10 protein-coding genes are annotated in these 18,894 nt (G+C 48.6%); 2 read left to right on the top strand and 8 right to left on the bottom strand.

All coding sequences use genetic code 11. The features are described 5' to 3' along the window. Window positions 1-2 precede the first annotated feature (2 nt). Complete coding sequence (locus T538_RS0100700; protein ID WP_031531673.1) at window positions 3-1,520, bottom strand: AAA family ATPase; 1,518 nt, start codon at window positions 1,518-1,520, stop codon at window positions 3-5. A gap of 672 nt (window positions 1,521-2,192) precedes the next feature. Between T538_RS0100700 and T538_RS0100695 the strand changes: the two genes are divergently transcribed. Then, entirely contained in the window at window positions 2,193-2,858 is a 666-nt protein-coding gene (locus T538_RS0100695; RefSeq protein ID WP_031531672.1) for an outer membrane beta-barrel protein, read from the top strand. Window positions 2,859-3,084: 226 nt separating this feature from the next. Continuing rightward, window positions 3,085-4,044 carry a DUF3667 domain-containing protein gene (locus tag T538_RS0100685; protein WP_031531671.1) on the top strand — a complete coding sequence of 320 codons (960 nt, stop codon included), beginning with the start codon at window positions 3,085-3,087 and terminating at the stop codon, window positions 4,042-4,044. Here T538_RS0100685 and T538_RS0100680 read toward each other — a convergent pair. The 7 genes from T538_RS0100680 to T538_RS0100650 form a co-directional block, all read right to left on the bottom strand. Next, a complete protein-coding gene (locus T538_RS0100680; RefSeq protein ID WP_031540339.1) occupies window positions 4,041-4,685 on the bottom strand; it encodes a hypothetical protein in 645 nt (214 codons plus the stop codon). The two genes, T538_RS0100685 and T538_RS0100680, sit on opposite strands and share 4 nt — an antisense overlap. Before the next feature lie 48 nt (window positions 4,686-4,733). Then, entirely contained in the window at window positions 4,734-5,045 is a 312-nt protein-coding gene (locus tag T538_RS0100675) for a helix-turn-helix domain-containing protein (RefSeq protein ID WP_031531668.1), read from the bottom strand. Window positions 5,046-5,057: 12 nt separating this feature from the next. Then, window positions 5,058-5,402 (bottom strand): type II toxin-antitoxin system RelE/ParE family toxin, encoded by a 345-nt coding sequence (locus T538_RS0100670; protein WP_031531667.1) that lies wholly within the window; start codon window positions 5,400-5,402, stop codon window positions 5,058-5,060. A 422-nt stretch (window positions 5,403-5,824) separates the two neighbouring features. Next, entirely contained in the window at window positions 5,825-8,659 is a 2,835-nt protein-coding gene (locus tag T538_RS0100665) for a glycoside hydrolase family 2 (protein ID WP_031531666.1), read from the bottom strand. A 13-nt stretch (window positions 8,660-8,672) separates the two neighbouring features. Further along, window positions 8,673-11,924 (bottom strand): glycoside hydrolase family 2 TIM barrel-domain containing protein, encoded by a 3,252-nt coding sequence (locus tag T538_RS0100660; protein WP_031531663.1) that lies wholly within the window; start codon window positions 11,922-11,924, stop codon window positions 8,673-8,675. Between the two features lie 14 nt (window positions 11,925-11,938). Then, the gene (locus T538_RS0100655) at window positions 11,939-16,129 is read right to left on the bottom strand and encodes a beta-d-glucuronidase/beta-L-arabinofuranosidase (protein WP_031531662.1); all 4,191 of its coding nucleotides are present in this window, start codon (window positions 16,127-16,129) and stop codon (window positions 11,939-11,941) included. 15 nt (window positions 16,130-16,144) lie between these two features. After that, entirely contained in the window at window positions 16,145-18,865 is a 2,721-nt protein-coding gene (locus T538_RS0100650; protein ID WP_031531661.1) for an alpha-d-galacturonidase, read from the bottom strand. Between the last annotated feature and the right edge of the window lie 29 nt (window positions 18,866-18,894).

The raw sequence follows: 18,894 nt of genomic DNA, 5'->3' as shown, positions 1-18,894 counted from the left end.
ACTTATGCGGTTTTAAATTTAGATTCCTCAAATATCTCATCCATATCCTTAATCTGCTTTTGGCACGATTTTGAAATGGAAACGGTATTTTCTGCTATATCCAACAAAATTTTGTCGGTTAGATCCTTCTTGTTTACAAAGCAGTCCTCGACAGCCTCATTCACGACCGATTCGATATCCGCGCCATTGAAGCCCTTGGTCGCCTCAATCAAAGCATCAGATATGTTTATGCCTTCTTTCTTGCGTTTTTTCAGATGCACTTCGAAAATCTGCTTGCGCTCCTTATCTTCGGGCAATTTTACGCAGAAAATCTCGTCGAATCTGCCCTTTCGCTTCAGTTCGGGCGGAAGGTTGGCAGCATTGTTGGCTGTAGCAAGAACATACACGCTCGATGTCTTCTCCTGCATCCACGAAAGGAAATATCCGAACATTCGCGTAAGGACTTCGCTACCGCCTACACCAGTAAACGCCTTTTCAATCTCGTCAATCCACAAAATGCACGGTGCGGCAGCCTCGGCAATTTTTATTGCCTGTCGCAGGTTTTTCTCGCTCTCGCCCTGATACTTGCCCATAAGCGAGCCCATATCGAGTTTCAGCAACGGACACTCGAAAAGTGCTGCCGTAGCCTTGGCGCAGAGCGATTTTCCGCAGCCGGGCATTCCGACAATGAAAACGCCTTTTGGCACAGTAACGCCGGCATTTATTGCCTCGCCAATATTCTTTATTATCTTCGATTTCTTTTCGAGATATTTCTTCAGATTTTCGAGACCGCCAATGCTACTTATTTTCTCGGGAGAATCAACGAGTTCAAGTATTCCCGACTTCTTTACCATCTGTTTTTTGTGGCGAAGAATCATCTCCTTGTCCTCGTCGGTAAGCGTACCGCCCGAGCTCATAGCCATATCCAACATTCGGTCTATCTCGAAAAGAGTCATACCCTTCAGCGACGGCATAAGGTTCTTGATGTGCTCGTCCTTAAATTCCTTATTGTAGCCGTTGGTGTCGACATGCTGTTTTATCAGCATCTTTATTTCATCGTCGGTAGGATACGGAATTTCGAGGAATGAAACGTATTTTTCTATCTCCTTCGGCACATAAAGCAACGACGAGTTGATGATAATCGTAAGGTCGAAATCCAAGTCGTAGAGCTTTCGTTGAGCAAGCATCTGTATCAGCGACTTTGTTTCAATGTCGTCGATAAGTTCGTGAATATCACGCAGAAGAAGATAAGTTGGCTCTTTCAAGTATTCTTCCGACAACAAAGTGTTAAGCACATCATTTAGCGTTGCATCCTTGCCTGCCGCGAATTCATCTCTAAAAAGATTAAGTTCATCGTCTAATTTTATCTGCTTTATCTGCTGGTAGCCAAAAGCTGGCGACCACTCGCGAATCTCGGTCTCTGGACCCAAAGTTTCCTTGAGTATGAAATCGACTCGGGTAAAATCGTAGTCGTGTATGTAGATGACCGGCGTGTTTACGTCGATCATTTTCTTAAGATTTGTGATTACATCTTTGTTCATATTTTTTTATTATCCAACTATTTACAAGAGTATAACCTTGTGCTTTACATTCCTATTTTTTCATAGCAAAAGCCGCAAAGTTGGTACAAAAAAAAAAAAAAAATAGTACATTTGCAAGTAAAAAGTAAGATTTCTGTTCTCAATAGAGATTTTTGCTTTGCACATACATCAAAAGCTGCCAGATTACGCATAACTCGCGTCTTTTCATGCTACCGAAATTTCGCGACCGAACTCTGGTCGCTGGCTGAAAATCGAGCGCGGAAATTAGGCAGAAGCAAAGGACTTTTTCAATTTTCAAATTTCAAGTTTCCCGAATTGTAAATTTTGAATTATGAATTGTGAATTTTGAATTACCTACCTCACTCGAACCTTACCCCTTGCTATCCCCTTGCTATCCCCTTACTACCCCCTTGCTATTGTCGCACAAAACAATATACAAACAAATGGTTCGGATATTCAAATTTTTAAATTTGTTAATTATTGCAGATTCATCATTAAGAAATATAAAACAGTTTTGAGTAAAAAAAGAGATTTTTATAACAAGAAAATTTTGTCGGTTAGATTTTGTGGATTATTTTTGCACCGCAATTGGCGGACGAGGGGATTCCGAAAACCCGTTACCGTTGAACATTTTCAATTGAATTAGAGTAGGAAAAACATTAAAACTAAAACATGAAAAGAATTATTCTTTCTGCACTTGTTGCAGTATTTTCTCTATGCGCAAACGCACAATATGAGGCTGAGGAAGGCGATATCGCAGTAGAGGTTGGCTTTAACCCATTCTCAAACAGTTTCAACACAATCAAGTTGAATGGCGGTTCTATCAACGCAAGATACTTCTTCAATGACAAGAACGCCGCTCGTGTAAACCTCGGATTCGGATACAGCAGTTCATCTGACAAGATTGAGAAAAAAGACGTAAGCAAGTACTCTGGTTCATTCTCTATCGACTTGGGTATTGAAAATCACTTTGCTTCAGTTGGTCGTCTTGACTTGTACGCAGGTGGTCAGCTTGGCATCGAGACTACATTCGGAGGTGCAAAACTTGGCGACACAGAAATTTCGGGCGTTTGTCTTGGAACTGGCTGGACTATGGGAGATAGCAATTACGACAATTGCTCTACTATATTCAGCCTCAGCGCTTTCACTGGTGCAAACTTCTTCATCTACAAGAAGCTTTATGTAGGTGCTGAGTTCGGTTTGTCATTCACCAGACGCGCAACCAAGGATTATGAAGTGAAATATGAAAACAAAACAGAAAAACACGAAACCAACTGGAGCAACAGTTCTATTGGCTTCTACTCAGAGCCTGCACTCCACCTTGGATGGGTTTTCTAAACTGAATAAGAATTTGTGATTATATACGAGACTGGCAGAGCCTTTGGTTTCTGCCAGTTTTTTGTTTATGTCCATTTCGTGCCTATTTGACTAAAATCATCTTCAGGCAATCTTTTTCAAGCCACTTTTCTGCCTTGAAACAAATGTATTTTGTATTTTTGCCACTCAATTATGGCACATACACGCCAAAGCATGACATAATAACGCAGACATCTACAGCAAAAAAATGAGAGCAATACCGATAAGCATCAGCAAACTGACAAGCGCAACATCATACGTTTTAAACAAGCGCAAGCGAGGCATCTGGCTGCGCTCATTCCGCATCTGGCAGCACCGGCCACACAGAGTAGACCCGATGTCGGACGAGAGCCACGAGTGTGCATCGTGCAGCACGACATTCGTGGGCAACTACTGCCCACGCTGCGGTCAGTCGGCCGGCATTGGACAGTTCTCGTTTACCAACACCATACAGTTGTTTCTTAACGTGTGGGGCTTTGGAAACCGAAGTATGTTCCGCAGCATACGCGACCTTATCCTGCGACCGGGCTACATGATTCGCGACTATCTGAGAGGTATGCACTCGGCATATTTTCCGCCGTTCGAGATGTTCTTTATTATGGCAACCGTGTCGCTGTTGGTTGAATCGGGATTCGTGCCTGACAAGAAGCACAAGGAAGAGTCGGCAATAGAGGTGATGATAGACGATAACGAGTCGAAGAAGATTCTGCAAGAAGAAGGCATCGACCCTAATAGCGACGTAGTAATATCGATAAAAAACAACCAGAAGGTGTTGAAGGGATTGAGGCACTACACCTCGGCTTTCTTCGAGTTCTACAAGTCGAACCCTACGGTGTCGCATCTGTTCACTATGATTCTGCTGTCGGTACCTATGTTCTTTTTCTTTCGCACCACACCAAATATCGAGCGGCTAAGGTTCTCGGAGTTTGTGGTGGCGCTTGTGTATATATCCAACTCGTACAGCATTTTTTCGATAGCGGGGCATCTGTTAAGCTCAAGAATACTAAAGCTGATGGCAATTATGATGATTCTCATCACGCTGAAGCAGTTGACGGGCTATTCGAAGCGCCGTGTTTTGGTCTATATGATGCTGACAGTCATCATCTCTTTCGTTAGCTTGCTGGCTCTTATTGCCGCCGCTTTGTATGCGGTTTATCTGTTGGCTTAGAGTTGATTAGAGAAAAAAAGTGAACATCTATTCTTTTTCAGAATCGGGAAGACAATTCGGTAATAAGAGTTCATATATTGGCGGTTATAAAGTCTGTACCAATCGCCACACGATTGGGTCATTCGGACATTAAAGAAACCAACCTTTATCAAGCCTAAGACAAAAGACACATCTGGCGATTTAAACTTATAACATTGCTTGCCGTTTATTGTAACTGATTCTGTTTCTGAATAGAATTGTTCATGAAAGGTTCGATAACGTGCCTTGTGCTTTGAAGACAAGAAATCGTAAAAGTCTGATTCGTCCACACAAACAATATAGACATCTGTTTCTCTGTAAAGTTTTTTGATGTTTTTGGGATTCTTTTCGTAAGCCGACTGCGACAGCACAAACATATTACCCTTTTCGCTGATAATCAGAGGGTCGGTAATCTTTATTGTATCTACGACATAAAACACTTGCTCTCTGTCTCTTTTCCCTTCTGGGGAACGACTATAATGGGCATCGTAATGCTTATCGCTTCCATAAAAGCGATGTTTGCTGTCTCTGTTGGCATATCTAATCCGAGTTGTCAGACGGTTAGAACTTGCACACGATGCCATAAGCACAATAGACAAGACAAGTATTATGATGTTCTTCATTTTATGTGTTATTTAGATTTATCTTAGCCACGCGTAAAGCAAAAGCAATCAGTCAACAACCAACGAGAACTTAAGTCCAAGCGCATTTGCAATAAGCATGAATGTCGAAAGTTGCATGTCGGTCTGTCCTTGTTCAAGAGCCGAGATATATTCGCGTTTCTTTCCTATACGCTCTCCTAATTGCTGCTGTGTAAGTTTCTGACGCTTGCGTTCGTCGCGCAACAATTCGGCATAATACCAAGCCTTGGCTTTTGCCTCGAATTCCTCGCGACTTGGAGACCCCTTCTCTCCATATTTCTCAGTCAGATGCTTTGAGCCATTATTCAGCTTAGCCAATTTCTTTTCGTCAAGTTTTATCATTTTCCTTTCCTCCTAAACATATTTATTCAAAATTCTTCTTGCATTTTCAATCTCACTTTTATATTGTTTGGTACTTTTTTTTAGAAACGAATTCAAAAAAAGCACCCGTCTACTTTCTATAAATGAACGAGAATCGATAGCGAAAAGTATAGTGCGATGTTCATTGGTTCCAACTGATACTCTTGCTTCATAGAACTCCGTGCCTTCGAGATTCTTTACAAACTTTTTGTTTACAACATACTGATTCTTTATAATAGATTCAACATAATCGAACTTAGCCTGCGTTTTTGCATCAAGGCAAGCGTAGTACTCGTCGTATTCTTCAGTATGGTATGTTTCTCTTGAATCCTCATTCATGCTGCAAATGTAATATATTTCTTCCAAACAAGAGGAATTTCGGAAGAAATATGTTATCCAAACAAAATTCTCTTTCAATCAAGATGCAAATCCTATTCAGAATTTCAACTACCCATCGTATACCTTGCGTATACCTTGCGTATATCTTCCTTCTACCTTCCCACCACGTTCCTACGACGTTCCTACGACGTTCCTACGACGTTCCTACGACGTTCCTACGACGTTCCTACGACGTTCCTACGACGTTCCTACGACGTTCGGACAATTTCTGACGAAATTGTCCGTTACAAGTCCAAAGTTATCTATCGGTTCAGAATTTTCAACTTACTCCAATTATCAATTATGAATTTTGAATTAAGAAAAACGCCTTGAAAGCCGAAAGGCAATCAAGGCGCGAAACCCAACCCCAAAAAGTGGGATTCTTATTTGAACTTTAATGTTATGTTTCCGTTTACCGGACCGTCAACCCACTTTGCCTGCGACTGAGGGCCGCACAAGTCGGTTGAATTGACCTTGTTTCGGGCTGGCGCAATAACGTTGAGCACCGAGATTCCAGTTTCAGGGAATGTCCACAACTGGCGGTCGCGACCGTCGCGTGGCTGATATACGCCGATGTATACGTCTGGTGTGTTGTTCTTCAGGCAGATTGTGCCTTCGGCTGTTTCGATGTTCATCCAATCAACGTTATCGAAATATCCCTTGAACTCTGGATATGTGAACGACTCACCCGGAATTGGGTCGTTATAGTCGTTCTGCCAATAGCCGTATTGTGTGCCCTTTATGCGGTTCTGATAAACGCGGTAAGGACCGCTTCCAACCCACGACTTGCTCTTGACTTTTGTCTCGGGATAGTCGAAGGCGATGCCCATCATATCCACAACTCCGCTAAAGTTGTATGTGTACTGAAGATTTACCGAGCCGTCTGGCGCAAATGCCCAGCGAGCCTTGTCGATGTTTCCGAGTCGGTACTGAGCCGTAACAACAAGGCTGTCGCCACTCTCCTCCTTCAGGAAGCCTACAAACTGTGCAGCCTCTGGGAAGAGTTCATACAGACGCTCCTTCTGCTTTGCGTCCTTGTCGTCGTGGTTGTAGAACTGGTCCATAGAACGGTCTTCGCGGCGCACAACAACGGCACGAGGACCGTTTGAGAAACTGAACGACTTTCCGCCAGCCTTAACACCCAAGAGATAGCCGTTATTCTTGCTGAACGAATATTCGGCATCGCCAGCCTTTACCGTAAGAATTGTATCAGCCTCGGAAGCCTGCGCCTTTGCGCCCGACTTTCCGGCAATCCACGGCTGGCTCTTGACAGGATAACTCCAAGTGAAGAGTTCGTTTCCGTATTGGTCTGATGCCGTGATATAGAGAGCCTCTGCCCCATCGCATTTGTCTACAGGAAGCTTGAGCGAGCCCGATGAATGAGGCGCAACATCCGGCCCCTTCAGTTCGCCGCCCTTGACAACGGTGAACTCACCGTTCTTTGCCTTGCCGTTCTGAGCGGCAAACTTAACCCATTGCCACTTGAACTTGCACTCGTTAAGATTGGTAAAATCGTATCGGTTTTCGATATTGATGATGCCGTTTTCGACCGCAATCTGAACAGGACACCATATTTCTTTTACAGTATAGTAACTGCCCTCTTTCTCGTAATGAGGACCTACAAGACCGTCGCATCCATAACTGCCCACGTTGTCGATGAAGCCGTTCATGTCAACGCGCTTAACGCCCTCGTCAACCAACGCCCAAAGGAAGCCTCCGGCACAACGGGGATGCTTGTACATCATCTTCCAATAGTCGTCGAGACCTGCTCCGTGGCCACCGTCGTACAAACCGTGAAGGAACTCCGTAGGCATGAATATTTCGGGCTTGCGAAGATAGTTCTGCGTCTCGCCGTAAGAACGGTAGTGCATCGTCTCAAAGCCTCCGAAGTTGCCCTGCGGATGGATTACGGGACGCTTCTGAGGGTCGTAGAGATGGAACTCGCCGTTAAGCTCGTCGTTCCAGCCTTTTTCGTTTCCGTTGCTCCACCATATCACCGAAGGATGGTTCACATCGCGCGTAACCATCTCTTTTACAAGAATCTTGCCCACGGCTGTCTCGTGATGACCATGCCAGCCAGTCAGTTCACTCATTACATACAGTCCGAGCGAATCGCAGGCATCGAGAAATTCAGGGTCGGCAGGATAATGGCTCAGACGAACGGCATTCATGTTCATGCTCTTGATGAGGACGACATCCTCGATGTTCTTTGCCTTGCTGAGCGTGCGACCGCTCTCAGGACGGAAACTGTGTCGGTTCACTCCGCGCACCTTCATCTTCATGCCGTTGATGTAAAGTCCGTCGTTGGCACGAACCTCGATGGTGCGGAAGCCGAACTTCTCTTTCTCAAGATGCAGTTCTTTTCCGTTTTTATCAATAAGTGTGAATCGGGCCTCGTATCTTACGGGCTTCTCGGCACTCCATTGGCTTATGCCCTTCACGCTGAAATCTACATCGCAGCGGTCGCTTCCGCCTCTCACGGCAGTTTCGTTGCTGCCCATCTTCTTGCCATTCATGTCAAAAATCTCGGTGCGTATCTTTGCACCTTCAAGAGCGCGGTTAAGTTCGCAGATGGCGGTAAAGTGTCCGTCGGCCTTGGCATCAATAGAAATCTGATGGATATTGAGAGCCGGGCGAGCCACCATGAAAACAGGGCGAATAAGTCCGCCAAAGTTCCAGTAGTCGGCACGACGCTCCGAGAGGTTTACGCCGGCGTTCTCGCTCTCCTTGCTAACCTGAACGGTGAGCACATTTTTCTTTGAACCGAAGAATACGCGGTCGGTAACATCGGCTGTAAAGCGGTAGAATCCGCCCTGATGCAAGCCAACTGCCTTTCGGCCGTTAATCTGCGCCTTGCAGTCGGTCATGGCAGCCTCGAACACCAGATATATTTCCTTGCCGTTCCACTCGGCAGGTAGGTTGAACTCGTACTTGTATTCGCCCTTCTCGTCGGCTATGCCTTCGGGAAAGGCCTTTCCGTAGAACTTCATTCCGTACTGGAATGTTCCGAAGCCCTGACACTCCCAGCACGAAGGAACTCCTATTTTTGTCCACTTGCCCGAGTTGTTTCCGCCCGAGCACTTAAAGTCCCACTGAACCATATCGTCGCAGCCGTGGCCGCTAAGATACTGAACCTGAGTTGTTGGCGGAATGCCTGCCCACGCTGCCGAAGAGAGCGCGAGGGCAAGGATTCCGACTAAAGATTTTCTGTTTATCATTACTGTTTTCTGTTTATCGTGTATAAAGTTTCAAATGTAGACGATAGTCGCCCTCGGTTGGGGCAAACTGCTTTAAGACACCCGGGCCGCAACTGCTGTTGCCAAGTCCCATAACGGCGGCGTTGGTCTCGACCCATGTGGCTGACGATTCCGGAAGGTCGCAATCGTGCGTGCAGGCAAGCAACTCCTCGGTGCTGAACGGCAGGGCTGAGAACGAGAACTGTTTCTCGACTGCCTGAATGGTGATGCCGCTCTTGTCTTTGGCGTTCTTCTTCAAGATGAGATAACTTGCGTCCTCGTGGTTTCCGTTATCCTGCGGACGCGGATAGTGTGTGTACTGAGCCGTCACCGAGCTGTTGTAAAGTCCGACGAAGGCCGACTGCTTTCTGTCGGGATAACTGTCGTGACTTCCGCGGGCGTAATAACTGATGTTCTTGTACTGATTGCTGAACTTCCATCGCAAAGCATATCGCGGAAGAGCCGGAACAGAGCCTTCGGTCGTGAAGTGACTCTGAACATCTACGCAGCCCTTTGTATCGATGGTGTATTTTATGTTTGCAACAACCGAGCCGCTGGCAAGTTTCGACGTCTGGCGCACAATTACTACTACGTTGCCGTCTGCCATCTGCTGCCAACTTATAATCTCGCCAGCAAGCGGAGCATCGAACAGGTTGTTCTTCTTCCACTCCTTGTCGAGCCAGTTGCCAAAGCCCTTGTCGTTGTCGGTAGATGCTCGCGAAACAGACAGTCTGCCACCGCAGAAAATCTCATCGCCCTGCTGGGTAAGGCTGCGGAATGTTCCGTTGTTAAGAATCTGATAGTTAAACGATTTCGATTTGATATTGATAATGCTGTCGGCGCGCGAAGCCTCTACCATCTCGTCTGCCAACTTTACGACCGGAGCCACGGCAATATCGTTTTGAACGGCAAACTGAGCCGATGCCACCACAAATCCGGCAGGTGCCCACGAAGTGGCTTGCTTCAACAAGGCTGAGACGTTTATCTGAACGTTCTTTCCGCTGCCAACAAAGCGCGAGATGATGTCGGAAACGGCGGTGTTCACGTTGTAGAGCGAATCGGTCGGAGTCTTTGACAGAGTGCCTGCGCTCTCGGCCTTTACCGCGCCATCGACCAAAAGCTGCACCTTTATGTTGTACGGAGCAAGTCCCGTGTGATGCTGGCGGTTGATGACTGAAATCTGCTTGTTGCTGCTCTTGTATCTGAATGTCAGAGGCTGATAGACGTTCTTAACCTCGTAATATTTCGGTGTGAGTTCGCGGTCGGACATCACGATGCCATTAAGGCAGAAGGCTTTCAGGTTTGGCTTGTCGCCGAAGTCGCCTCCGTAGCAGACCTGAATCTTGCCGTCGTCGCGCTTGCGATAGATGCCTTGGTCTACCCAATCCCAGATGAATCCGCCCAACATTCGCGGATGCGAGTAAATCTCGTCCCAATACATATTCAGATTGCCCATTGCGTTTCCCATTGCGTGGGCATACTCGCTTGTCAACACAGGGCGGTTGTCGTTCTTGCGCTTGGCAATCTCGAGCAGACGCTCCCATCGTGCATTCTCGGCGCGTTCCTTGTCCTCGCCTTCGGGCACTCCCGGATTGAGATAGTCGTCCATCACGCGCGGATAGAATCGGCTTATCACATCAACCTCGCGAGGGTCGGGATTTCCGTCGGAGCCTTGCGCCCCTTCGTAATGAACTGGGCGGGTTGAGTCGAAGTTGTGAAGCCACGAAGCGCAGGCGGCAAAGTTAGGTCCCCATCCGCTCTCGTTGCCAAGGCTCCACATCACCACCGACGGGTGATTCTTGTCGCGCTCAGCCATGCGGCTCACGCGGTCGATGTAGGCGGCTGCCCATGTTGGGTCGCTTGCCAGAGTTCCGCGCAGTCCGTGAGTCTCCAAATCAGCCTCGTCGAGGACGTAGAGTCCGATACTGTCGCACAACTCGTACCATCTTGGAGAATCTGGATAATGGCTTGTTCTCACGGCGTTGATATTAGCCTGTTTCATCAGTCTGATGTCCTGAAGCATACGCTCCTCGGTCATCACCCTGCCGAGTTTAGGGTCGTGCTCATGACGGTTTACGCCGCGCATCTTTACCGGGCGACCATTTACGAGGAACAATCCGTCGCGAATCTCTACCGTGCGGAAGCCCACGTTCTGCAAAACCTGCTGAACGATCTTCCCTTCAGAATCAATCAAAGTAAGGCGCAGTTTGTACAGATAAGGAGTCTCGGCCGTCCATCGGTTTGGCTTCTTAATCTGCATCTTCATTCTACCCCACTTTCGGTAGCCTCGCTGCGGAAACCACTCGTTCATGCGCGAGGCCTTGTGTTCGAGGTCGAGCACATCGGCAACGCCAACCGTATCGGTAGCGATGGTTCTGCCGTTATCTGTAAGGACGGCGGCAAGGCGGTATGAGGAAACATCGAGCGTATCGTCGGAAAGGCGAAGTTCGGGGTCGATGCTGAGTGTGAAATCGCGATACTGCTTGTCTGCCGCCTCGGTGCGGACTGTATAATCGGCAATGCTTAGTTGCGGATTGCGCAGAAGATATACGCTGCGGTGTATTCCGGCAAGACGCCAAAAATCCTGGTCTTCGAGATACGCACCGTCGCTGTACTTGTAAACCTGAACAGCGATGGTGTTCTCGCCACTCTTCAGGAGCGATGTTATGTCGAATTCGGCAGGCTCCATCGCACCTTGGCTGTAGCCTGCCATCTCGCCGTTTATCCAAAGATGAAAAGCACTTGCCACGCCTTCGAAGCGGACGGAAATGCGGCTGCCGTTCCATGATACCGGAACGCTGAACGTGCGCACATACTGTCCAGTAGGATTTCGCTCCTTGTAGGTGGTATAGCTTTCCTTCGGCTCTTCCATCACGAAAGGTGGCTTGATTCTGAAAGGATATCCTGCCGAGACGTAAATTGGCGTGCCGTATCCGCTAACCTCCCATGTTGCCGGTACTTTTATCGTATTCCATGCCGAGCATTGCTCCCAGAAAGGAGCATCGCCCCACTTGAATGCGCCGCCATCATCGCCAATGGCACTCGGCATCCAGTTGAACTTCCAGTCGCCGTCAAGAAGGACGAACGAATCGCCGTTCTGCTGAACGAAAGGAACGAAAGAAGCCCGCGCCGCCTCGCGATTGCGTTGCAGAATGTTCTGGTCTTCGATATCCGCAAGTTGCGCAAGAGCCGGAACGAATGCCGAACCAGCCACAACGCAACTCACAAACAGTTTCTTAATATTCATATCTAAAAAATCTTTTACTCTACAATCAATGCATCGAAGGCGAGTCCCTTCGTGTCTTTTGCCGAAAGTTCTATCTTGTAGTGTCCGGCGTTGATGAACGAGCCTGTGGTGGTGTTTACAACCTTCCACTTGGCAGGCGTGTCGGGCAGCAGCATGTCCTGCTCAAAGAGAACGACGCCCTTGGCATCAATCATGCGCACATGAGCCTTTGCCGGCTCGGCATTCTGATTCATGTACTTGAACCGGAGAGTGTATTCCTGAGCCAGTCCGGTTGAGATGTTCCAGACTATAGAGCCGCTTCCGCCTTTCTCGAAGAATACGCCCTTCTGCTTTTTGTGCTCTTTTATCGTCTTCTTGCCTTTTACTGCGGCATCTTCGGCCTCGTAGGTCATTTGCGCACGAACGTTGTCTTCTTTAGGCAGAAGATTTTCCGGCATCTTCTCGTAGACCTGTTTGTCCGCCTCAGCCCAACTGAAGTTTTTGTCGGCTTCGAGTTTTGTTGTCTCGATGTTTCCGGCAGAAGAATCGGCAGAAATTGCGATGGCTGAAATCACAGCCTCGCCCACCGCCACGCGAGGGAACGAGATGCGGAGTTTTCCGTCCTTGGCACGAGAATAGACAACAAACTTGCAGAGTCCGGCAAAGCCTCGTTCTGCCCAAAGGTCGATGTTACGGAGTTTTACCGAGTCGTTCACAGCCACGTCGAATAGACGGAGTCCTTCCTTGTCGGCGGTGTACGACTCGCCCCTACCTATCCACGGCTCAATCATGTACAGCTCGATGCGATAGTTTGTGGCGGCATCTGCCCCGACTTTGAATTCGTAATACAGCTGCTCGCGTCCGAAGCGGAACGTCTGCATCAGTTTCATATCCTTTGTGCCTCTGACTGGCGCAGAGATGGTGCGCTGACTTCCGAGATAAGGCTGAAGTCCGTCGAAACGGTCATCCCACGAGTGCGAAACGGCCTTGTTATCCTGATGCCAAAGCTGACCATACTCATCTGTATAATCGTCGCCGCCGCAGTTTATGCGATAGATGTAGTTCTGATTAGCCTCGCCCTTGATGCTCACCGCCTCGCGATGGCTGTCGCCCTGTGCAAGAAGCGACATTTTCGGAGATTCGGACTTTGCGTAGTCCATCATCATGTCTTCTGCCGCTGGCTTGCCGTTTTTATAGCCCACAGCGCGGACTATACCATAACGTATGCCGATGTTTCCGAACGACACGCGGCACTCGCCCTCTTTCTTTATTGCGGTTGCAAGATATTCATTTTCAGCTACATCGTTATACAGTCTGACGGAATCGCAGTTTGTATAAACTTTTTCGAGGCTGATGATTCTAACCATCGGCTCTTTGCCGCCAATGGCGCGGTAGAGATAGTACATATCCGACGGCTCTTCCCACGGCGTAACGATGCCTTTGTAGTTGTACGGACCAACCTTGTCTATAAGGCGCAGAGCCTCATCGGGCTGACGACGGCCGGGATTGTCGTGACTGCTGTAAATCCATTGGAATTGTCCGCAGACGCTATCTTTTGCCGACCATGCCTTGCGCATCTTCAGTTCGAGAAGATTGCAGGCGCGGTCTTCGGTATAAGCCTTTATATCGAGCGACTCGCTACCGTGAAAGTCGAGGGTTCGCCATGCGCCGTACTCGCCATTCAGCAGTTGCTTGTCGTTCTTCAGTTCCTTATCGTACCTGTCGGGATGTCCGCCGTAAGTTCCGCTCCAGTTCTGAATTACGTTCCAATCCGTGCCCTCGCCGCCGTTGCAAGTCGTAATCAGTCGCATATTTGTTGCGGTTGGGTCCATCTGACGGATGATTTCTGAACACTCGGCAGCAAAATCGCGCGGCAGAGTGCTCTCGTTCTGCAAGCCCCAGAGCACGAGCGAAGGCGAATTGCGGCGTTCCTTAACCCACTGGCGCAAAAGTTGCTTGAAGTTGTTGCGGAAAGCCGGAGTATCGTACCAGATGTGCGCGCTGAACTGCGGCCAGCACACAATTCCACGCTTGTCCCATTCGTGCTGATAGAGCAGGTTGTGCGGATGATGCGCATCGCGAAACGCGTTGAATCCAAGGTCGGTAATCTGCTTTACGCGAGCCATTACCTGCTCTGGCGTAAAGGCATGACTCATTCCAAAGAGATGCTCGTATTCGCAAACTCCGTGAATGAAGACGGGCTTGCCGTTTATCATGAATCGTTTGTCGCCGTCCTTTCTGGTTAGCGGCCAACTTATGGTGCGGACGCCAAACGTAGTGTTCTCCTCGTCGGTTGTCTTTCCGTTGCGTTTTACGAGGGTGACAGCCTTGTATAAGTATGGAGAGGCATCGCTCCAGAGTTGCGGATTGTCCAACGTGCCTTTCTGCCTTACTGTTTTCGTCTCGCCGGGAGCAAGAACGACCTCGTCGGTAAGGCGCATCTTCTGAACGCCGTCGGCATTGCATATCTTGCTTATCAGTTGAATTTTCTGCTCGGCAGAGGAGTAATTCTTCACCTCGGTCTCGACGAAAATATCTGCCGAAGTGACCGATGCCTTGTCGGTGTTCCACACATGAACGCCGAACGGCTCTACCCTGACCTCGTCGGTTATCTCAATAACAACGGGGCGGAATATTCCGAGCGGCTGCGAGCCTTCGCTGAATCCCCATTCTGAAGAGCATCCGCCGCAAACCCAAGGCATATCTTTTATTCCCGAAGGATGTTCGGCCAGAATCTCGACTGAGTTCTTTGCGCCCGACTTCAGGAACTTGCTAATTTCGTAAGTGTGTGTTACGCGGCCCATCGGCTGACGCTCGGCTACCTTAGAGCCGTTTACCGAGAGTGTTCCGTAACTGCCTACGCCTTCGAGCCTAATGAACACGTGCTGATTAGGCTTAATCTCGGGCGCATCAACCTCGGTGCGATAAACGGCTGAACCATGAAGATTGCCGTGAATCATCTGGCGCGCACCTTCGTAAGTATCCCAGTTGTGCGGAACGCTGACCTTCTTCCATTCTTGCTTGTCGATTTTCTTTCCGTCGTTGTCGAGAAGACAAGTACTCCAGTTGTCTTTCAGATTGATGAGGGTTCTTCTGCCTTTGGCATCGGGCTCTGGAAAAGAAACGCGGCTCTTGCCCATCGGCTTGCTCGTTGCCACGGCTATTCCGCGCTGCTCGGCATTGTTTACGGCGCAATAGAAGTGATAGACCACGCCGTTGTGCTTTATCACATAACTCTTGTGAGCAAAAAGTTCGTCGTATGGCTTTGACGGATAAATAAGGTCGTCGCCCAGCCAGTCGTACCAATGAACAAGGTCGTAACTGCACGCAAAGGTGTTGTATGCCTTGTACGCTCTGGTTGGATTGAAAGCCGAGAAGTAGAACATTACGTAGAGGTCACCAATCTTCTTTATCTGCGCATCACCGGTGATTGTTCCGCTGCTCTCGTGCGAGAATACAGGATTCCCGTCGAAACGCTTCCACTTCTTCATATCCTTGCTGAGGGCTATACCGATGCGCTCGCCCTTCCACTTTGTTTCGGGATTGATTCCGCCAGCGTTGTAGTACATAACGAAAGGCGCACCGAGTTTCTTGCTCTTGTCGAAATAGATTGTGCTTTTGTACTGAGTGAGTTCCTCCCACCACTGGGCATCGGCATCGTTATACGAAAGCAGAGGTGTCGCGAGCGACTGCCATTCATCGCCATTGGCTATCGGCTTCGATGTCCATGCCAAGCCTATGGAAAGCGGAGCATTAACGGCTTCGTAGCCAGTTCCTGAGCCGCCGATGTATGTCATCCAGTTCTTGCCCTTGTACTTGCCGAGTTCTTCGTTACCTTCCCAGTCTGTGTTCAATAGCCCGGGGAATCCGCCGCGCTGGTTGGCGTCCCAAAAGCCGTCGCGATATTTCAGGATACAGCCAACGGTGCGCCATTCAAGCAGATTGTCGCTCTCGGCAAGCCATGTTTCGTATCCGCGTCCGTCGGTTCCGCCCTTTCCGTTATATACGACGTATGTCATAAGCCACTTCTTTCCTTCGCGGAAAACAGTCGGGCAGTCAATCTTGTGTTTATTGTCGGCAGGCGCAACAACCATTCCGTACTTGTACGGTGTCTTTACTTCTTCGTAGATTTGCGCCATGCGCTCTTGCGTAACAACCTGAGCGCGTGCAAAGGCTGTTACAAGAGCAGCGAGTATCAATGTTATAGTTAGTCTGTAATATTTCATCTGAATATTGTTTCTTTAATAGAATAGCCAGTCTACCGACTTTGCACCGCCGTTCAATCCAACGTTGCGAGGCTCAAGTTCGTCGTTTGTCGCGCCGAGAACCAAGAGGAAGCCGTTTGGCATATTCAGTTTGTGGTGTCCTGCGCCAAAATGATAGGCATGAACGTTTACGAGCGGCATGTTTGCCAATCTTATTGAGTTTGAAAGATAAGGCTCTGCCTGACCGTACTCGTTGGCTGTTGCGTCAATCTCTAGTTTCGGAGCCTGAGCATATTTGTCCTGCTCGTCCTTGAAGTAGCCTACAAGAATCTTTACAGGCTTGTCGGTCTCGAACTCGATGGCCGTGAGCACGCTCGAATTGCGTTGGTCGTTACAACTGAACTGAAGTGCGGTGAGTCCGTCGAGTTCAGGAGCAACGGCCTCAACTGCCGTGTTAGGACGGTCGTTGAACAGGTCTGTTCCGACTTTCAAATCAACCTGTTTGTAATTGCTAATCCACTTGATGTCGGCCTTGTGCAGAGGTTTGTATTCCTTTGCCTTCACGTTTATCTCGCCCGACTCAACCTTCTTCAAGTAGTCGATATTCTTTTTGAAGTTGTCAAGTTCGTTCTGATAATGCACCAGCATCTCGCTCCAATGCTTGTTCTTGCCGTTCTCGCCCGTGATTGGTATGCGGCGCATCGTTGTCTGCATACTGTTGGCATAGAGATAACTGCCGTTTGTAAGGCTTACAAGATTCTTGTAATACTCCAGACTCTTCTCGAACAGCGGCAGAGCCTTGTCGAGGTCGGCAATGCGGTGTCCCCACTGATAGTCGAGCACATATTTGCAGGCCATAACCTTGTATGCAAATGAATATGCAAATTCGCGATAGCAATGAATATCGTTCTTCAGTCGCTCAAACTCGTCGCGGTTGGCGGAAACTGAGTTTATGTCGATGGCATCGATAGCCTTCACCGCCCTGTCGCCGTGGTTCATCACTTGGTCTATGATGTCGAGGGGCAACTCTCCCTCGTGCGGAAGGAACTTCCATTCTTTCTCTACATACTCAATGAGTTTCTCGCCTTCTGGTCCACAACTCTCGTAAAAGCCGGGATAAACGGTATACTTATAAGGGTTTATAAGTTGACTCGCAAACATTCCAAGCAGAAGGCACTGGCGGTTTCCTTCGGTTATGCCGAAACGGCGCAGCAACTTCGGAGCAATCTCGCCGCTCTGCTCAAACGCCTTGCGAATAAGGTCGGCATTGGCATCGGTTGTTCCGTAGAACGATGCCAGTTCGCCGTTCCAAAAGTCGACCTCGTCGCTGCGGTTGCGCTCAACCTTCCAAGCGTAGCGCGCCCATGCCTTGTACCACATCCAGTCGCGGTATAACTGTTCCTCGCGCTTGCCGCCATCGAGTTTGTCGGCAGTATAAGGATAATCCCAGTACGATGCCTGCGGATACAGATGAAGTGCGTTTGCCCCATGAACGGTGTGCATTGCCGTAACGGCGCGCTGAATGAAATCAGGCGAACTCCAGCGGAACGGCTCAAGATTTGCAAGAATATGCACGTTGCTGATATGGATGCTTCCGAGGCTGCTCAAATCTTTGTGAATCTTAGACCACGGTCCGCGCGGCTGATATGTTGTAAGGCTCTCGCCGTTGTACTTGTGCATGGTGTAAAGATTCTTGTACAATGGCAGAGATGCGTCCATAACCATCTTGCAGTCGGTATCGTGAGCGCGGACAAGGATAGGCGGCTCGTCGGTGCGGCCGAGTTTCTTCAGTCCGTCCTTTACGCCGGGGATGATGGTCTTTGTAAACCACTCAACATCGTCGTCGTAGGTGTTCATTGCCTCGCCAAGGCATACAAGCAGACCCACGTTGCTGTACTTCTCGACAAAGGCTGCGATGCTCTTTCGGGTGTAGTCGCTAAGTAGCGGAGTAATCTGTCGGTTCCTGTCCTGAGTCTTAATCTTGTAATGCTCGGCAAACGGCTTTGAAACCAGAATATTGTAGAACATCTGTATAACAAAGATGCCTCGTTTGTCGGCCTCATCGGTAATGAACTTGAAGATTTCCTCGTTCTTCTTGAATGTTGCGTCATCAACCTCAACGGCAAACGGATAGTCGGGAAGTTTTACGAGCGATGCAAACGGATGGCCGTTCCACAGATAAACGGAGTTCATCTTGTTGTGTACAAGCATGTCGAGATACTTAATCCACTGCTGCTTGTCGTACAGCCACGGAAAGAGTTCGGGCGTGTAGGGATATTCATAAACCATTCTGCCCGGCAGAAGATAAGGTTTCTGAACGCCGATGCACGTTCCGCGCAGAACCATCTCGGGAGCCTCGCTACGATATGCTGGAAAGTTGAAGTTCTTCTTGGCGATGTAGTTGTCTGCCAACTCAACACAGCCGTAGAGTGCTCCGCTGCCGTCGGCTCCGACGATTGTTGTCACGCCCTTCGAAGATGTAATGCTGTAGCCTTCTTTCTTCAGCGAATCGGCTCCTTCCTTCAGTACAAAAACAAGGTTTCCGCCTTTCGAAACGGGCTTTTTAGGCACGTTTCTGAAGACAGAAACCTTTATTCCCTGTTTGGCAAGAGACGACTGCAACTGCCCGGCACCAAACTCAATACGGTTCGAAGCCGACTTGCCCAAATATATACTCGCACTTTTTTGTGCCCTGATACTTGATGAAAATAATACAATAATGGTCGTCAGACCTACGATTTTACCTATATACCTCATTCAAATGTAAAAAAACAGTCAATAGTTAG

This window comes from Bacteroides sp. Ga6A2, from assembly GCF_000702225.1.
GTDB lineage: Bacteria > Bacteroidota > Bacteroidia > Bacteroidales > Bacteroidaceae > Ga6A1.
The sequence above is the reverse complement of the archived record's forward strand: the minus strand, read 5'-3'. Positions and strand labels throughout refer to the sequence as shown.